Here is a 16,443-nt window from a genome sequence, read left to right as displayed (position 1 = left end):
TTGCAATTGATATTTAATATTCCAATGGAAACAAGTAAAAGTCAAGAAATTGTAAAAACTGTTTTTACAAAGTATTTAGAAGAAAGAGGGCATCGAAAAACACCGGAACGCTACGCCATTTTACAAGAGATTTACGATAGCGAAGAGCACTTCGACATCGAATCTTTATACATTAAAATGAAGAACAAGAACTATCGTGTTAGTAGAGCAACACTATACAATACTATTGAGCTTTTATTGGAATGTGGTTTGGTACGCCGTCATCAATTTGGTCAAAACCAAGCCCATTACGAAAAATCCTATTTTGATAAACAACACGATCATATCATCTTAACCGACACTGGAGAAGTTATTGAATTTTGTGATCCACGAATTCAAACGATCAAACAGACGATCGAAGAAATTTTTGATGTTGAAATCAATTCACATTCTCTTTATTTCTACGGAACTAGAAATAAACCGACCGAAAAATAGTCAAGACCACTAATCTAAACAACACACATAATAATGACAGTAGATTTACTACTTGGCCTGCAATGGGGCGATGAAGGAAAAGGAAAAATTGTAGACGTTCTGACTTCTAAATACGACATCATTGCTCGCTTTCAAGGAGGTCCTAATGCTGGGCACACCTTAGAATTTGACGGAATAAAACACGTACTAAGAACGATTCCATCTGGAATTTTTCACAAAAACTCCATCAATATTATTGGAAACGGAGTCGTTATCGATCCTGTGGTTTTCATCAAAGAAATTGCCGATTTGGAGAAATTCAACATCGACATCTATTCAAGATTGCTAATCTCTAGAAAGGCGCATTTAATTTTACCTACACACCGCTTGTTAGACGCTGCATCAGAAGCATCTAAAGGAAAAGCGAAAATCGGTTCTACACTAAAGGGTATTGGTCCAACTTATATGGACAAAACCGGAAGAAATGGACTGCGTGTTGGTGATATTGAATTGGCGGATTTCAAAGAGCGTTATACGGCTTTAGCGGAAAAACACAAATCGATGATTACCTTTCACGATGTAGATTTACAATATAACCTAGCGGAATTAGAAGAAGAATTTTTCACAGCTATTGAGCAATTGAAAAAACTTACATTTATCGATAGTGAAGAGTATATCAACAACGCGATAAAAGACGGTAAATCAATTTTAGCAGAAGGGGCGCAAGGTTCTATGTTGGATATCGATTTTGGAACATATCCATTCGTTACTTCCTCCAATACTACTGCTGCTGGTGCTTGTACAGGACTAGGAGTTCCTCCTAATAAAGTACAAAAAGTTTTTGGTATTTTCAAAGCATATACAACGCGTGTTGGTAGTGGTCCATTCCCTACTGAATTAAACGATGAAACTGGAGCGAAAATGGCCAGTATCGGAAAAGAATTCGGATCCGTTACCGGTCGTGCTAGACGTTGTGGTTGGTTGGATTTAGTTGTATTGAAATACGCTGTTCAAGTAAATGGTGTTACTGAACTATATATGATGAAAGGCGATGTACTTTCCGGTTTTGAAACCCTACAAATTTGTACGGCTTACGAATACCAAGGAAAAGTAATCAAACATTTACCTTACAATATCGAACCTGAAAATGTAACCCCTGTTTTCGTAGAGAAAAAAGGATGGAAAGCCGATCTAACTCAAATGACTGAGTACGATCAATTTCCTGCAGAATTCAAGGAATATATCGAATTTATCGAAAGTGAAGTTGGAGTTCCGATCAAGATCATATCTGTTGGTCCAGACCGAAAACAAACTATTCTAAAATAATTAACTCAAAACACTTTCTTCGGAAAGTGTTTTTTGTTTATAAATAATTCCCAATTAAATTTTTCTGAACTTTTTTTCTTTAAATTTGAACAAAAATTCTAGATTTGAAAACAATACCATTATTTTTTCTATATTCTTTTCTTCTTTTCACCTTCGTTGTAACTGCACAAAACAAAAAAAATATCATCATTAATCATGCTGATTACAGCGATATCAACCAAGCGGAAATTCCCAATGCGGTTATATTAACTGGAAACATTAATGCAGAACACGATGGGGTATTAATCACTTGCAATAAGGCCTATTATTTCGAGAAGGAAAACTACATCAAACTCTTTGGTAATGTAATCATGAACCAAGGTGATACCATCCACATGAACAGCCGCTATGCCGAATACAACGGTATGAATGGCTTCGCTTATGCCAATGGAGACGTCATCATGCGTTCGCCAAACTCCATGTTGGAAACCGATACCCTACACTTTGATCGAAACCAAAACATCGTTTATTACAATTCATTTGGAAAAATCACCAACGAGGGAAACTTATTGACCAGTAACGCAGGAAAATATTTTGTAAACGACAAGAAGTTTCAATTTTTCAATGCAGTAACCATTACTACTGATCAGGGAACAGTTGTTAAATCAAATCACTTAGACTATTACGAAGTTCCTCAGCATTCTTATGTTTTTGGACCTTCAACAATTACGAGCAAAGACAATTATATCTATACAGAAAACGGCTTTTATGATGTCAAACAAGATATTGGAAAGCTAATCAAGAAATCACATATCCTTTACGACAACCGTCGCATCGAAGGCGATTCGATGTATTATGACAAAAAACGCGATTTTTCTTCAGCTACCAACAACGTCAAAATAACCGATACGATCAATAAAATGATTATACGCGGACACTATGCCGAAGTTTATAGAGCACAAGATTCGATGTTTGTTACTAAAAAAGCTTTAATAACTACAGTTACAGAGAATGATTCGGTTTATATACACGCCAAACGTATCTTGGTTACAGGAAAACCGGAAGCGCGGATCATACGTGGTTTTAATGATGCCCGAATTTTTAAAACAGATATGAGTGGAAAGAGTGATTCTTTGCATTACAGTCAGAAAATTGGACTCACGCAAATGATTGGCAAACCCGTTGTTTGGAATGGAGACAGTCAATTAAGCGGTAAATTGATTCACTTGATCAACAATCCCGTCACCGAGCAGTTGGACTCGCTCAAGGTCTTAGTCGATGCATTTGTCATACAACAAGATACTTTGGGCACGGGTTTTAATCAGGTCAAGGGACAAAATCTCTACGGTAAGTTTCGAGACAATAAAATGTATGAAATTGATCTGATCAAAAATGCCGAAATCATTTATTATATGTATAACGATAAAGATGAGTTTATCGGAATCAATAAAGGGGTTTGCAGCCAAATCAATTTAGAATTAGAAGAGAATAAAATACAGACCGCTACCCTGTTTGTCGAACCGAAAAGCGAAATTTATCCCGAAGCGGACCTGCCCGAAAATGCGCGTAAACTACGAGATTTCAATTGGCGCGGAGAAGAACGAATACGAAGTCTCGATCAAATATTTCCCGAATCAGAACTCGCTTTAGACTTAAAAATTCAAAAAGAGAGCATCACCCAACAAAAAGAGGCAGAAGTTCCGATGGAAGTTCAAACCGAAACTTTGGGCAAAACGAAACAAGAAAAGAAAAACACCAAAAAATAATACTGCCGACCATGAGAAAAGATTTTTTCAAATACCAAGCACAGACATCACCAAATCCCTTAGCCATGCAAGTTTCGCATGCAAAGGGTTCCTATATATACGATACCAATAACAAAAAATATCTAGACTTTGTAGCAGGCGTTTCTGCTTGTACACTTGGTCATCAACCCGAACGCGTCAATCAAGCGATTAAAGATCAACTTGATCGCTATTCACACGTTATGGTTTACGGAGAATACATACAAGATCCAGCGGTAGCCTTTTGTAAACTACTTGCAGAACATTTACCTGCACAGTTAAACAAGACCTATTTGGTCAACTCGGGAACAGAAGCGACAGAAGGTGCTTTGAAATTGGCAAAACGCGTGACGGGAAGAAGTCAATTCATCTCTTGCCACAATGCCTACCACGGCAACACCATGGGCTCTATGAGTGTTATGGGTTGTGAGGATCGCAAACGCGCTTTTAGACCACTATTACCTGATGTAGACTTTATCACGTTTAACAACGAAGCTGATTTACAAAAAATCACTACAAAAACCGCTGCTATTATTTTGGAATCTATCCAAGGTGGTGCCGGTTTTATAGAGCCCAAAGACGATTTCTTACTGAAGGTGAGAAATCGTTGTGATGAAGTCGGTGCCTTAATGATCGTCGATGAAATTCAACCGGGTTTTGGAAGAACGGGAAAACTTTTCGGCTTTCAGAACTATAACGTGATCCCAGATATCTTAGTACTCGGAAAAGGTATGGGCGGCGGCATGCCCGTTGGAGCATTTACAGCCAATGACCAACATATGGATTTGTTGTTTGACAATCCGAAATTTGGACATATTACCACTTTTGGCGGACATCCTGTTATTGCAGCAGCTTCTTTAGCCACTTTGCAAGAACTGGTTGAAACGGATATCATGGCTCAAACACTCGAAAAGGAAAAACTTTTTAGAGAGCTACTCGTACATCCATTGATAGTAGAAGTACGTGGACGTGGCTTGATGCTCGCCCCAATGACTGCTAGCGATGCTATTACCAATCAAGTGATTATGAAATGCCAAGATAAAGGATTAATTTTGTTCTGGCTGTTATTCGACGGTAAAGCAATCCGAATCACACCACCGTTAACGATTTCCGAAGACGAAATCAGAGAAGGTTGTCAAATCATCTTGGAGGTACTCGATGAAATACAACAGTCCGAAAACCTATAAAGTTTTCCTAATAAAGAATTAATTTGTAAAAAAAACAAGTTTTTTCAAAAATAATCCGGCCTAAATTTTGTATATTTAGTCTAAGGATAACATAAAAGAATTTATTATGTATTTGAGCAACGAAGAAGAAGAATATAATTTATCCCTTTCCCGTTTTGAATCGATGCTAAAAACAAACAAAGTATTGTTTTTTGATTCTGAAGAGTTTGAGAATATCATCCTTCATTATCTCGATTCTGGCAAAATGAATTTGGCTAAAAAAGCCTTAAAATTAGCACTAGAACAACACCCCAACTCGACAGGCCTTAAATTGGTACAAGTAGAGTTATTGATATTTCAAGACAAATTAGAGATGGCCGATCGTTTATTAAACGAATTGCATGCCATTGAACCAACTAATGAAGAAATATATATCCAACGAGCCAATATTTATTCTAAAAAAGGTCAACACGAGAAGGCGATAGAATTTTTAAAAGTCGCTTTAGACTTGACCGAAGACTTTTCAGATGTATTCTCGCTTTTGGGTATGGAATATCTATTTATAGATGAAATCGAATTGGCAAAACAAAGTTTTATTCATTGTCTCGAAAATGATGAAGAGGACCAATCGGCTTTGTACAATGTGGTTTACTGTTTTGACTTCTTAGCTGAAAATGACAAGGCTGTTGAGTTTTTAAATGAATTTATCGAAAATGACCCTTATAGTGATATCGCCTGGCATCAATTAGGCCGTCAATATTTTACGCTAAAAAGATATGAAGAATCGGTTAGAGCTTTTGAATATGCAACTTTGATTGACGAGCACTTTTTGGGTGCTTATCTCGAAAAGGGAAAGGCCTTGGAGAAATTAAAACGATTTCAAGAGGCGATCGACAATTATATGATTACGTTGGATTTGGACACTCCTTCCTCTTATGTATTGATGCGCATTGGAAATTGCCATGAGGAACTAGGAAATTCCGAAATGGCATTGCATTATTATAAAAAGACCGTTCATGAAGATCCGCTTTTAGATAAGGGGTGGATTTCATTGACCGATTTTTTCATCAAGGAAGAGAAATACGAAAAGGCCTTACATCACTTGCAAAAGGCGATCAATATCGACGATCAAAACGAAAAATATTGGATTCGCTATGCCGCTTTAAATAAAAGTCTTTTGCATTTCGAAGAAGCGGAAATCGGATATCAAAAAGCGATCGAACTCGGCAGTGACCAACTTTCAGATTGGACCAGCTGGAGTGATGTTTTATACCTTCTAGGCGAGTATGAAACGGCAATTTCAAAATTGTTGGAAGCCTCAGAAAAACATCCTGATGATCCGGAAATTGCATACCGACTTGCGGTAATTTATTTTTCGCAAAACGAGATTGAAAAGGGCACCTTTCACTTGACCATTGGATTGCAAAACGACTACGACAAAAAATCAATCATTGAAGAGTTGTTCCCATCTCAATGGGAAAATCCACTGCTTCAAAATATCATTGAGAAATATCCTACATTTTAATAAATCAAAAACCATCCTGAGGATGGTTTTTTTTTATTTACACACTACAGCAAGCTACAAACCTTTTCAACAAGTCTTTTAGAAGATGAAATTTCCATTTTAACCCATCCTGTCACAAAAGTAACCCTATACCAATCCGCAACAAAAATATTTGCTTAAATGCCGTAATACGAAGACTTCTTTAGTCGGTGTTTCTGCCTTAAATTCAGCAAACAAAAAACCCAAAATAATTTGCGTTTTTAGTAGGCCTAATTAGCTGTTTTTTTAGTAATCTTGTCCTGTCAAATTCAAAATTAAAAATTCATCAAAAAAGTTTAGAGATGGGAAAGAGAAACCAATACGGACTAATAGGTAAGAACATCGAATATTCCTTTTCGCGACAATATTTCAAACGCCGATTCACCACGAAAGGGGACCAACAAAGTACCTATGAAAACTTTGAACTGAACGAAATTTCTGAATTCACAAAAATACTCGCAGACAACCCTAATTTAAAAGGGCTCAACGTAACGATTCCTTACAAGGAGTCCATCATCCCCTATCTTGACGATCTGTCGACAAAGGTGCTAGAAATTGGTGCTGTAAACACGATCCGAATTTCTAAGAAGGGCAAACTCAAAGGATACAACACCGATTGGTATGGTTTTTATAAATCGTTAAAGCCGCTGTTGAAAAACAAACCAGAGAAAGCGCTGATATTGGGAACAGGTGGTGCGAGTAAAGCGGTTTATTACGCCTTACAAAAATTAAAAATCGAAACGCAGTTTGTATCGCGCAGTCCCGAAGAAGGAGTTTTGAGTTACCAACAATTAACGCCCGCTATATTTAAGTCTCATCTGCTAGTTATTAATACAACTCCTCTAGGTACTTTTCCTGATATAGACCAAAAACCCGATATCGATTACAGTCTCTTCTCCGATCAACACCTCGCCTATGATCTGATTTACAATCCTGAAATCAGTAGCTTTTTACGCGAGGCTCAAAAACGCGGTGCGCAGATTAAAAACGGATTGGAGATGCTTGAATTACAAGCAGAGAAGTCTTGGAGCATTTGGAATAAGATCGTAATGAGCTAAAAAAATTATTTTATACTAAATCAGACCTTAATTGCGGTACAAAATGTATTTTTTTATAAATTTTCTTTTTCAAGCTCGGTTGTGTTTTGTATCTTTCCGAAAATAATGTTAAACATTAAGCATTTATAATGATGTTAGAAGAAAAGAATGATAACCTGCACAGGGATGCAGACGGACTTAATGAAGTTTCATCTCCTGAAATTGTACCTACTGATCAAGAACAAGCTGTCAACTCCATCATCCTTTCCAATGCGGAAGAAAGTGAGGACAATGCGGCTAGTGAATCGAATTATATTCCAAAATTGGATTATGATAGTCTAAGTATGGAAGCCTTATCCGAAGAATTACAAAAGTTAATTTCGCTGGAAAAAATCACTTCTATCAAGGATCACGCTGAAGAATTGAGAAAAGCTTTTCTTTCCAAGTACAATGATTTCATCGAAGAGAAAAAAGAAGCGTTTTTAGAGCAAAATCCAGATAATGCATCGGAGTTTGAATATGAATTTCCTCTAAAGAACTACTTTGAAACCTTATTTAACGAGTATCGCGATAGAAAAAATGCTTATTACAAACAATTACAGAAAAACTTAAATCAGAATCTAGATAACCGTATCGCAATCATTGAGGAGCTAAAAACCCTTATTGACGATGCGGATAACAGAAACGACGCTGTAAAAAAACTGACTACTTTAAGAGAGAAATGGAATCATGCTGGTCCTATTCCTCGCGATAAATACAATCATGTTTGGAACAACTACCATTTTCACGTAGAGCGCTTTTACGACCAATTGCATTTGGATCGGGAATCTCGTGACATGGATTTCAAACACAATCTCGAGCAAAAACAAAAAATCATCACTCGTGTTGAGGAACTTCTATTAGAAGATGATATCATCAAAGCTTTCAGAGAACTGCAAACCCTACACCGAATCTGGAAAGAAGAAATCGGACCCGTAGACCGTGAAATCAGAGAGCAAATCTGGGAGCAATTCAGCGACTTGACCAAACAAATGCACGACAAACGCGAGCAATTGTTCGACAAACTTCGCGAAGCTGAAAACGAAAATTTGGCAAAGAAAATTGAGATCATCACCGAAATGGATCAAATCTCGAGAGAAGAAATGACGAGTCATAATGCTTGGCAAAATCAAATCAAAAAAATCGAAGCCTTGAGAAATCGCTTTTTCGCGATCGGCAAGGTGCCTTCAGAGAAAAATGAAGAGACCTGGTACTTGTTCAAACTGGCTACTCGTAATTTTAACATCAATAAAAATACCTTTTACAAGGATTTAAAAATTGATCAACAACAAAATCTAACGAAAAAGCAAGCTTTAATTGAAAGCGCACACGCTCTTAAAGACAGCGAAGATTTTGATACGACTACGCCGTTGATGAAACGCATTCAAGATGAATGGAAAAAGACTGGACACGTACCTAAAAAATACTCAGATAGCCTTTGGAAAGAGTTTAAAGATGCTTGTAACCACTATTTTGACAAATTGCACACCGCCAAAAATCATGAAAATGAGGAGGAAATAGCTGCATACAACAAAAAGAAAGAATACTTAGATCTGCTTAAAGAATTTCAATTATCCGGTGATCACAAAACCGATTTAGAAGAGATCAAACTTCATATCAACAATTGGAAAAACATCGGTAGAGTTGCTCAAAGCAAAAGTTTTGTAGAAGGAAAATTCAACAAAATACTAGATGTTTTATTCGATAAGTTGAGCTTGAGCAAAAAAGAAACGGAAACGGTTAAATTCAACAACCGTATGGACCAACTTGTTGGCTCTAACGATCAGAAAAAGATCCAAAATGAAACCATTTTTATTCAAAGAAAAATGGAGGAATTGAAATCAGAAATATTCCAATTGGAAAACAACATACAGTTTATTTCCAATGCCAAACCCGATAATCCATTTGTTAGAGAAGTTAACAAAAACATCGAAAAACACAAGGAAGAATACAAAGTATGGACTGAGAAACTCAAACGCATTAAAGAACTTTAATTCGTGAGTCGTAATTCGTGAGTCGTAATTCGTAATTCGTGAGTCGTGAGTCGTGAGTCGTGAGTCGTGAGTCGAAATTATATAAAGTAAAGAGGCTGTCCAAAAGGATAGCCTCTTTTTTTTAGAGCTGTTTTCCAAATAAATACACACTTCAAAAGCATTTTATAAGCCATACACCTCCCAAAAACTGTAACTATCAAATGGAGTATATACGTTCTTTTTAAAAGAAGTCGTAGTAAATCACAAGAAGGACAATATTGGGCAAAAAAGCCGTTGTGAGCCTTCATAATTGCAAATAATAGCAATCTTTTTGAATGGGATTCTATCAATTCCAATGTCCAACGACAAATTAGTCCAAAAAAAAGCCGTCATTTACGACGGCTTTTTTCTTATATAACATCAAAATTATTTGGATTCCAAAGCTTTTAATTCATTTTTCATCTCCAAAGCTTTATAGATACCTCTTAAAGTACCAATCGCTTCTTCATTGTTTGGATTAATCGAAAGCACTTGTTTTAAGTCAGGAATAGCACTTTTGTAAATTCTATCCTTCTCTTTCTTTAATTCCTCATATTTCTTATTGTCTTGAGCAGACATTCCCAAACTATTCATTTTGTTAGTCAGACCTTCATCCGGCATTAATTTAAGAATAGCCAAGTTTAAATAAGCATTTTCAGATCTTGGATTAATCGCGATCGCTTTTTCGTAATACTTCTTAGCGTCATCGTATTTTTTCGCTTGATAACTAGTAACACCTAAATTGTATAACAACACGTCGTCATTCGGATTTTTAGCCAAAGCTTCTTTAGCCAATTCCTCATATTTACCCATATTGTTTGACTTCAAATACAAATCCATTTGCGTCAACAATAAATTCATATCATTTGGATCTGATTTACGCGCCTCTGCAATAGCTTTCTCCGCTTCATCAAACTTACCTTCTTGATAATAAATCAAAGCCATGTTTTTAATGATCTCTGGTCTTTTAGAAGTTTCTTTGACAAATTTAGGCTCTTTATGAGTTCCTTGTTTGATCATCAAATCTCTCATTTTGGCATCTTTACCAAAACTTTGTACTTCTCCGGAAGTTTTTTCAACAGCCGTGTAATAAGACTCCTGTCCAGTAAATCCTAAGTCGATCAATTTTTTATAATTATTGATCGCCCCATTATAATCCTTAGAATTAACCGCTGTAGACGCTGCATAGTAAAGATAAATCGTATCCATAGGATTCAACTCATACGCTTTATTAAAACGCTTCGTAGCCTCACTATAACGTTTGGCATTATTATCTTCGATAGCTTTATTAACTACAACTTGTCCGACAGCTTTTAACTCTTCTTGAGCTTGTTTGGTATATTTAGCAGTTTTAGATGCTTTTTCAAGCTCGATAAGCTTAGTATATGAAGCAACTACTTCATCAATATTTTTATCTAAATCTACTTTTTTCTTAACTTGTTCGTAAGCAAAGTTTCCCTTTAGGAAATAGTACTGTGCTTTTTGAGCATCATTGGCATTAGTTAATACTGCTTCAACTTTTGATAAGGCAGCTTGAGTTTCTTGAACATCGCCTTTTTTAATAGCGCGCTCTGCATCTTTTAATTCACTTTTTTGAGCCATTGCAAGCCCAGAAATCATAAGAGCAGAAAATGCATAAGCATATCTTCTATTCATAACTATACTTTTTAAATTTTTATTTTTATTGTTCTTCTTCTTGATCTTCCGTGCCCTCTACGTCATTATCCAATTCGTCTTGCTCGTCGTCTAGCGAATCCATCGGCACTAAAACCCCGTCTTCTCCTTCTAACAATTCAATCTCATCTTCTGGCATCACCTTAGCTACCGCCGCGATAGAATCACTTCCTTTGATGTTGATTAAACGAACTCCTTGAGTGGCTCTACCCATAATTCTCAAGTCAGATATTCTCATTCTAATAGTCAATCCCGATTTATTGATAATCATCAAATCATCTTGATCTGTTACAGAATTAATCGAAACCAATAAACCTGTTTTATCGGTGATGTTCATGGTTTTTACCCCTTTTCCACCACGATTGGTTTCGCGATATTCATCTAATGAAGAACGTTTACCGTATCCATTTTCAGAAACCACCAGGATCTCACTATCTAAATCACTTACAGAAACCATACCAATTACTTCGTCTTTATCATGTGCCAAAGTAATTCCTCTAACTCCTGATGCTGTACGACCCATTGGACGTGTTTTCTCTTCATCAAAACGAACCATCTTACCAGACTTCACAGCAATTAAAACCTTGCTTTTCCCATCTGTCAGCTTTGCTTCTAACAATTCGTCATCTTCTTTAATCGTAATGGCATTAATTCCATTTAATCTTGGACGAGAATATTGTTCCAACGGCGTTTTCTTAACCTGACCCTGTTTTGTGGCCATAATCACATAGTGACTGTTGATATATTCCTCATCTTTTAAATCTTGAGTACAAATAAAGGCTTTTACCTTGTCGTCATTCTCAATATTGATCAAATTCTGAATAGCACGTCCTTTACTGGTTTTGGTTCCCTCTGGAATTTCGTAAACACGCATCCAGAAACATTTTCCTTTTTGTGTAAAGAACAACATATACTGGTGATTGGTTGCCACATACATATGTTCTAAGAAATCTAAATCTCTTGTACCTGCAGATTTTTGTCCAACTCCTCCTCTATTTTGTGTTTTGTATTCTGAAAGTGAGGTTCTCTTGATATATCCAGCATGTGAGATCGTAATCACTACTTGCTCATCGGCAATCAAATCTTCAATACTCACATCACCACCTGCATACTCTATCACAGAACGACGAGCATCACCATATTTGGTTTTTATTTCAGCTAATTCCTCTTTAATCAAGTTCATTCTTAGCTCTTTACTAGCTAACAACTCTTGTAAATGAGTAATTAATTTCATGATTTCATCATATTCTGCACGCAGCTTATCTTGCTCTAGTCCCGTTAACTGACGTAAACGCATCTCGACTATAGCACGCGCTTGAATTTCGGATAAACTAAATCTTTCGATTAATTTAGCACGAGCTTCATCGGTATTCGAAGACGAACGAATCAAGGCAATTACCTCGTCAATATTGTCCGACGCGATGATTAATCCCTCTAAAATATGAGCGCGTTCTTGGGCTTTTCTCAATTCATACTCCGCTCTACGTGTCACCACTTCAAAACGGTGCTCAACGAAGTAATGAATCAACTCTTTTAAATTCAACATCTGCGGACGTCCATTGACCAATGCAATATTATTAACACTGAAAGACGACTGTAGTTGTGTATATTTATATAGGGTATTTAAAACAATATTGGGAACTGCATCTCTTTTAAGTACATAAACGATACGCATCCCGTTTCTATCCGATTCGTCACGAATCGTTGCAATACCTTCAATTTTCTTATCATTAACAGATTCCGCGGTTTTTTTAATCATTTCCGCTTTATTAACCTGATACGGTATCTCCGTTACGATGATACACTCGCGGCCATCTACTTCTTCAAAACTAGCTTTTGCACGCATAATAACACGTCCACGCCCGGTTTTAAAAGCTTCACGAACACCTTCGTACCCGTAAATCGTACCTCCGGTTGGAAAATCTGGTGCCTTGATGTGATTCATCAATTCATCGATTTCGATATCCGGATTGTCGATATAAGCCAAAGTACCGTCGATAACCTCCGATAAGTTGTGTGGAGCCATATTCGTTGCCATACCCACCGCGATACCAGAAGCACCGTTAATCAGTAAAGTTGGTACTTTTGTAGGCATGACCTTAGGTTCTTCTAAAGTATCATCAAAGTTTAATTGAAAATCTACCGTTTCCTTGTCGATATCCGCTAGAATTTCTTCGGATATCTTTCTCATTCTCGCTTCGGTATACCTCATAGCTGCAGGGCTATCACCGTCGACTGATCCAAAGTTACCTTGACCATCAACTAATAAATAACGCAAACTCCAATCTTGAGCCATACGAACCATCGCATCATAAACAGAACTATCTCCGTGAGGGTGATACTTACCAAGTACCTCTCCTACAATTCTCGCGGATTTCTTATGAGCCCTATTGGACATTACTCCCAGTTCATACATTCCAAACAATACTCTTCGATGTACAGGTTTTAAGCCATCTCTAACATCAGGAAGCGCTCTTGATACAATAACTGACATTGAATAATCAATGTAAGCTGATTTCATTTCGTCTTCAATGTTAATGGGAATTAACTTTTCTCCTTCAGACATAAGTATATAAATTAAAAATTGTCAAATATTAAAACGTGCTAATATACGAATTCTCACTGTTTTTATGCTACTTTTATTGATATATTTCAGCATTTAGCAAAGTTTTAAATCTCGGATTTATTTTAAAATAATTTAGTCAGGATTTTTATTTTTCAATTATTTTTCGTCAATTAGCCTAAGTCACATTCGATATAGGTACACTTTTTGCATTTACCTAGTTAATCAATCATTCACCCTATTTAAAGATTAAAATACATGGACGATAATTTTTCACCAAGAGTTAAAGACGTGATTACCTATAGTAAAGAAGAAGCATTACGATTGGGTCACGACTTTATCGGTACGGAACACCTATTATTAGGTATCCTGAGAGATGGTCAGGGAGAAGCTATTACAATTTTAAACAACCTAGATATTGATTTAGATTTTTTACGAAATAAAGTAGAAGTTTTAAACCCCATCAATCCCAATAAAGACTTGCAGTCAGACAAGAAAAACCTTCACCTGACTCGCCAAGCAGAACGCGCTTTGCGCATCACTTTTTTAGAAGCTAAAGTATTTAAGAATGAAACCATTAGCACCGGCCATTTATTGTTATGTATTTTAAAAAATAACGACGATCCGACTACCAAACTTTTAAACAAGTTAAAGGTGGACTATGAGATCGCAAAAGAGGAATTCACGTCTATACTTTCCAATGAAGAAGGCAGTAGCAGTACCTCCTATCCAAAAGCGGAAACTTTTGACGAGTCAGGACAAGATGACAGTACAGCTGACACAAGTTTCAATAATCCTACTTCAAAAACGGCAAAAAAATCCAAAACTCCGGTATTGGATAATTTTGGCAGAGATTTAACAGAAATGGCTGAAGCCGGCAAGTTAGATCCCGTAGTTGGAAGGGAAAAAGAAATCGAACGTGTTTCTCAAATTTTAAGCCGTAGAAAGAAAAACAACCCCTTGTTGATCGGTGAACCTGGAGTGGGTAAATCCGCTATTGCTGAGGGACTTGCCTTGCGTATTATTCAGAAAAAAGTATCGAGAATTCTCTTCAATAAAAGAGTCGTTACTTTGGATTTGGCCAGCTTAGTTGCTGGAACGAAATACCGCGGCCAATTCGAAGAACGCATGAAAGCCGTGATGAATGAGTTGGAAAAAAACACCGACATCATTTTATTTATCGATGAAATCCACACCATCGTTGGTGCAGGTGGAGCTACCGGTTCTCTAGATGCTTCAAACATGTTTAAACCCGCTCTTGCCAGAGGTGAAATCCAATGTATTGGTGCCACTACTCTAGACGAGTTTAGACAACATATTGAAAAGGATGGAGCTCTCGAGCGACGTTTTCAAAAGATCATTGTAGAACCTACAACCATCGAAGAAACGATCACGATTCTAAACAACATCAAAGGAAAATACGAAGATCACCACAACGTAATTTATTCACCAGAAGCCATTGAAGCCTGTGTAAAACTGACCAGCAGATATATGTCTGATCGTTTTTTACCAGACAAAGCTATTGATGCTATGGATGAAGTTGGGTCTCGTGTACACATCACCAACATCGATGTTCCCGCAGAAATTATTGAGTTAGAAAAGAACCTAGAATTAGTACGCGAAGAGAAAAACGACGTTGTCAAAAAACAGAAGTACGAAGAAGCTGCACGTTTAAGAGACGATGAAAAAAGAATAGAAAAGGATTTGGCCATTGCCCAAGAAAAATGGGAAGAAGAGACCAAAACCAATCGTATTTTAGTCACGGAAGAAAACGTAGCTGATGTGGTTTCGATGATTACCGGAATTCCATTGAATCGTATTGAACAGACAGAAAGCAAGAAATTAGCCCTATTACCTGAATTGATAAAAGGAAAGGTTATTGGTCAAGACGAAGCAGTAAGCAAAATTGCCAAAGCTATTCAACGTAACCGTGCCGGATTAAAAGACCCGAACAAGCCGATTGGTTCCTTTATCTTTTTGGGACAGACTGGAGTTGGTAAAACCCAATTAGCCAAGGTGATTGCCAAAGAGATGTTTGATTCAGAAGATGCTCTTTTGCGCATCGATATGAGTGAATACATGGAGAAATTTGCGATCTCTCGTTTGGTTGGAGCACCTCCGGGATACGTAGGTTATGAAGAAGGCGGGCAATTGACCGAAAAGGTTCGTAGAAAACCGTATTGCGTTATTTTACTCGATGAGATTGAAAAAGCACATCCCGATGTTTTTAATATGATGCTTCAAGTTTTAGACGACGGTCATTTAACCGACAGTTTAGGCCGAAAAGTTGATTTTAGAAACACCATTATCATCATGACCTCCAACGTTGGAGCCCGTCAGCTAAAAGATTTTGGACAGGGAGTTGGGTTTGGAACGCAATCGAAAAAAGATCAAACAGAGGAAAATTCGAAAGCGATTATTGAAAATGCTTTGAAAAAAGCTTTCGCGCCAGAATTTATAAATCGTATTGATGACATCGTCGTTTTCAATGCTTTAGAGAAAGAACACATTCATGCCATTATCGATATCGAAATTAAAAAACTATACGATAGAGTAGCTGAATTGGGATACACCTTAGAGCTGGATACCGAAGCAAAAGATTTTATTGCCGACAAGGGCTTTGACCGTCAATTTGGTGCGCGTCCGTTAAAAAGAGCGATACAAAAATACGTGGAGGATCCGCTAGCAGAAGAAATCATCAGTTCAAAAATTCACGCCGGAGACCAGATAAAAATGAGTCTGGCTGAAGATAAAGAATCGCTAAAAATTCAAATAAATCAATTGGAAAAGCCTACTAATTAGTAGGCTTTTTTTTCCAAATTTTATATTAGCTATTCTAAATAATAGTACTAATTTAGTTTCACAAA

10 protein-coding genes are annotated in these 16,443 nt (G+C 36.9%); 8 read left to right on the top strand and 2 right to left on the bottom strand.

What is annotated here, in order from left to right; translation table 11 throughout:
- Positions 1-24: 24 nt before the first annotated feature.
- From L1275_RS14765 to L1275_RS14735, 7 genes are all read left to right on the top strand, one after another.
- A complete protein-coding gene (locus L1275_RS14765) occupies positions 25-474 on the top strand; it encodes a Fur family transcriptional regulator (protein WP_253475078.1) in 450 nt (149 codons plus the stop codon).
- Between the two features lie 33 nt (positions 475-507).
- Positions 508-1,779, top strand: a complete 1,272-nt coding sequence (locus L1275_RS14760; RefSeq protein ID WP_253475075.1) for an adenylosuccinate synthase — start codon at positions 508-510, stop codon at positions 1,777-1,779.
- Between the two features lie 104 nt (positions 1,780-1,883).
- On the top strand, positions 1,884-3,524 hold the full coding sequence (locus L1275_RS14755) for an OstA-like protein (RefSeq protein ID WP_253475072.1): 1,641 nt from the start codon (positions 1,884-1,886) through the stop codon (positions 3,522-3,524).
- 11 nt (positions 3,525-3,535) lie between these two features.
- Complete coding sequence (locus L1275_RS14750) at positions 3,536-4,729, top strand: aspartate aminotransferase family protein (protein ID WP_253475069.1); 1,194 nt, start codon at positions 3,536-3,538, stop codon at positions 4,727-4,729.
- A 106-nt stretch (positions 4,730-4,835) separates the two neighbouring features.
- Positions 4,836-6,233 carry a tetratricopeptide repeat protein gene (locus tag L1275_RS14745; RefSeq protein ID WP_253475067.1) on the top strand — a complete coding sequence of 466 codons (1,398 nt, stop codon included), beginning with the start codon at positions 4,836-4,838 and terminating at the stop codon, positions 6,231-6,233.
- 320 nt (positions 6,234-6,553) lie between these two features.
- Positions 6,554-7,309, top strand: coding sequence for a shikimate dehydrogenase (locus L1275_RS14740; RefSeq protein ID WP_253475064.1), 756 nt, complete (start codon positions 6,554-6,556; stop codon positions 7,307-7,309).
- 131 nt (positions 7,310-7,440) lie between these two features.
- Positions 7,441-9,321 (top strand): DUF349 domain-containing protein, encoded by a 1,881-nt coding sequence (locus L1275_RS14735; RefSeq protein ID WP_253475136.1) that lies wholly within the window; start codon positions 7,441-7,443, stop codon positions 9,319-9,321.
- A gap of 405 nt (positions 9,322-9,726) precedes the next feature.
- Here the strand turns inward: L1275_RS14735 and L1275_RS14730 are convergent, their stop codons facing one another.
- Positions 9,727-10,995: a tetratricopeptide repeat protein gene (locus L1275_RS14730; protein ID WP_253475061.1), complete on the bottom strand. Its 1,269-nt coding sequence runs from the start codon at positions 10,993-10,995 to the stop codon at positions 9,727-9,729.
- Between the two features lie 25 nt (positions 10,996-11,020).
- A complete protein-coding gene (gene gyrA, locus L1275_RS14725) occupies positions 11,021-13,579 on the bottom strand; it encodes a DNA gyrase subunit A (protein WP_253475058.1) in 2,559 nt (852 codons plus the stop codon).
- 255 nt (positions 13,580-13,834) lie between these two features.
- Here gyrA and L1275_RS14720 point away from each other — a divergent pair, with 255 nt between their 5' ends.
- Complete coding sequence (locus L1275_RS14720) at positions 13,835-16,378, top strand: ATP-dependent Clp protease ATP-binding subunit (protein ID WP_253475055.1); 2,544 nt, start codon at positions 13,835-13,837, stop codon at positions 16,376-16,378.
- Positions 16,379-16,443: the final 65 nt, after the last annotated feature.

The sequence above is a fragment of the Flavobacterium sp. HSC-61S13 genome (assembly GCF_024171535.1).
Taxonomy (GTDB): Bacteria; Bacteroidota; Bacteroidia; order Flavobacteriales; family Flavobacteriaceae; genus Flavobacterium.
The sequence above is the reverse complement of the archived record's forward strand: the minus strand, read 5'-3'. Positions and strand labels throughout refer to the sequence as shown.